Origin of the sequence: Spirillospora sp. NPDC049652, from assembly GCF_040675125.1 — a bacterium.
Lineage (GTDB): Bacteria > Actinomycetota > Actinomycetes > Streptosporangiales > Streptosporangiaceae > Spirillospora.
The window spans coordinates 1-3,022 of the sequence record NZ_JBFAOF010000882.1 but is presented as its reverse complement, the minus strand read 5'-3'; the positions used below and the strand labels follow the sequence as shown (position 1 = coordinate 3,022).

The following is a 3,022-nucleotide window of genomic DNA, read 5'->3' as shown; positions in this document are numbered from 1 at the left end:
GTGACGGGCCGCTGGCGGTGCCCGCCGGAGGCCGCGCGGATCGCGGTGTTCCGCGGCGAGAAGGGCACCGAGCGGGCCGTCCCGGCGGGCCGCGAGGGGTTCTCCGAGCGCGTCCCGAACGGCATGACCTACCACTACCGGGTCTGCGCGGTGTACCTGGACGAGCAGGGCCGCGAGACGACCACGCCGGGCGTGCGGCTGTCGGTGACGCCGTCCGCGCCGCCGGAGCCGGTGTACGACATGGCCGTGGACGCGTCCGCGGGCGACGAGGACGAGATCCTGGTCCGGTTCGAGCGCCCGGCGCACGGCAGCCCCGAGATCGTCCTGCTGGACGCGCCGCCCGCCTGGCCGCGCAGCGCGGTCGTCCCGGTCGAGGAGGTGCGCAGGGCGTCCCGGCGGATCCCGAACGCGGTGACCTCGGACGGGATCCTGGTGAAGCCTGGGCGCGGCGGCTGGCTGCTCGCGGTCACCGTCGCCGAGGGCACCGCCGCGGTCGGCGCGCGGCACCGGCACGTGAACCTGCCGCCGCCGCGCCGGCTGGTCGCCGAGCGGCGCGGCGACGTCGTGCACGTCGGGTTCGACTGGCCGGACGAGATCGCCGAGGTCGAGCTGACCTGGCGGATCGGCGTGGACGCGATCGCCACCGGGCGCATCGAGGCGAACCTGGTCGCGGCGGGCCGGATGGAGGCCGGGCGGCTGCCGAGCGCCGCGCCCGAGCGGGTCGCGGTGACCCGCGCCGCCTACGAGGCGCAGGGCGGGCTGCGGGTGGAGGTGCCGGAGGCCGAGCCGGTCGAGCTGGCCGTCGCCGCCGTCGCCACCGCCGACGACCAGCGCGTCGTCGGGGTCCCGGCGATCGTGGAGGTACAAGCGCGCACGCTCGTCCGGTACGAGCTGGAACGGACCGGGCCGCCGTGGAAGCGGGCGCTCACCGTGCGGCTGTCGGCGGAGCGCCCGTTGCGGGTGGGGACGCTGGAGCTCGTGCTGCGGCGCGGGCGGGTGATGCCGCACCGGCCGACCGACGGCGAGACCCTCGGGTCGTGGACGCAGGTGCCCGTTCCCGGAGAACTCACCGTGCCGCTGCCTCGGCCCGCGGGCGAGTACTGGCTACGCTGCTTCACGGATGACACCGTGGTCGAGCTGACCGACCCCCCGGTTCGCCATCTGCACAGCCCCCGGTAAGCGTCCCCCTGGAGGAGCCGGTGTCCCTAGCGTCCCGGGTGAGCCTGCCCGGCCTCGCCCGGCAGGAGATCACCTGCCCGTACTGCTTCGTGGAGATCAACCCGCAGCGGATCCCGTTCCGCTGCCGCGGCCAGGTCGGGCGGCGGCAGGGCTGCGCGCCCGTGCTCGACCGCGAGCTGGCCGAGTACACCGGCTCGACGGCGGGCGCGTCCCTGCCGCCGGTGTTCGCCGCGCCGCCGCGCTCGGGCGGGCGCGCCGACTGCCCCGACTGCGGGCAGCCGACGCACAACCGCGTCTGCCCCGAGTGCCACAACCCGCTCCCGACCGCCTACTGCGACTCCCCCGGGCGGATCGTCGCGCTCGTCGGCGCGAAGAACGCGGGGAAGTCCACCTACATCGCCGTCCTGCTGCACGAGCTGATGAACCGGGTCGGCACCGAGCTGGACACCTCGCTCGTCGCCTGCGACGACCGGACGATCGAGCGGTACAAGCGGGACTTCGCCCGGCCGCTGCTGGAGGAGCGGCGGCTGCTGCCGACGACGGCGAGCGCCGCGACCGCGCCGCGCGAGCCGCTGGTGTACCTGCTGACCCGCACCCGCCCGTCGAAGCTGGCGCGCACGCCGCTGGCCGGGATGGGCCGGGCCAAGCACGACGCGCTCGCGCTGGTGCTGTTCGACACCGCCGGTGAGGACCTGCGCAGCCGCGAGGTCCGCGACCTGCACCTGCGGTACCTGGAGGCGGCCGACGCGATCATCTTCCTGGTGGACCCGCTGGAGCTGCCCGGCGCGCACAACGCGCTCGCCGACGAGGCGCAGCCGCGCGAGGGCACGCTCGGCGAGGACCCGGACAGCGAGCCCATCAACATCATCGCGCGGGTCACCGAGGCGCTGCGGCTGCGGCACGGGCTGCGGCCGGGCGAGCGCCTCCCGGTGCCGGTCGCGGTCGCGCTCACCAAGATCGACGCGCTCGGCCCGGCGGTGTCGCGGCAGTCGGCGCTGCACCGCTCCCGGTCCGGTTCCGGGGTGCTCGACCTGGACGACAGGTCGGCGGTGAACGAGCAGGTCAGGGCCCTGCTGCACGACTGGAACGCGGGTCAGCTCGACCTGTTCCTGTCCCAGCAGTACGCCGACTACGCGCTGTTCGGCCTGTCCGCGCTCGGCTCCATGCCGGAGGGCGACCGGGTCGGGGCGGGCGGTGTCCGCCCGTACCGCGCGGAGGATCCGCTGCTGTGGCTGCTCTATCGGTTCGGGATGCTGGACGGGGAGTGACGTCAGGTGGCGTGGCAGCTCCACTACACCTCGGCCCGGCGCGGGCCGACCGGCCGGTCGGGGTTCCAGTTCGTCGCGGAGACGCCGGGGCTGCCGGACGGGGTGCGGGCGCGGGTCACGCCGCACCTGTCGTACCGTCCGCCGCCGGAGGCGCCGCTGTCGCCCGCCGACGACGAGCTCGGCCTGTTCCCGGTGTCGCTGCTGTACGACCGGGTGGACGGGCGTCCGCTGCTGCTGCGCTGCCGCTACCTGGGGCGTGACTACTCCGGCCGGTACGGGAACTTCTTCGCGCACGCGGTGGTCGCCGAGCCGGACGAGCTGGAGGGCGTCCGTCCGGTCGAGCTGTGGCACGCGCCGCTGTGGGCCGACTCCCCCGCATCCGAGACCGACCTGCCCGAGGTGGACGAGCTCGTGCCGGACGAGGGGCTCGACCCCGAGTCGCTGGCCGCCTGGCTCGCCGCCGAGAGCGCGCCGCCGCCCGACGCGTCCGGCGACGGCGGGCCGGGCGACGGGGAGCCCGGCGGGTCCGGGGACGCCTACGACCGGCTCGCGCGGATCGTGGACGCGGTCGTGGC

The 3,022-nt window shown here is 75.7% G+C and carries 3 protein-coding genes; all 3 read left to right on the top strand.

Annotation, left to right across the window (positions count from 1 at the left end):
- Window positions 1-1,179 (top strand): SaeA-related protein (locus AB0J52_RS34295; protein WP_500187051.1); only part of this gene is annotated, 1,179 nt, incomplete at its 5' end.
- 20 nt (window positions 1,180-1,199) lie between these two features.
- On the top strand, window positions 1,200-2,447 hold the full coding sequence (locus AB0J52_RS34290; protein ID WP_500187050.1) for a TRAFAC clade GTPase domain-containing protein: 1,248 nt from the start codon (window positions 1,200-1,202) through the stop codon (window positions 2,445-2,447).
- A gap of 6 nt (window positions 2,448-2,453) precedes the next feature.
- On the top strand, window positions 2,454-3,022 hold a 569-nt coding region (locus tag AB0J52_RS34285), incomplete at its 3' end, for a GAP1-N2 domain-containing protein (protein ID WP_500187049.1).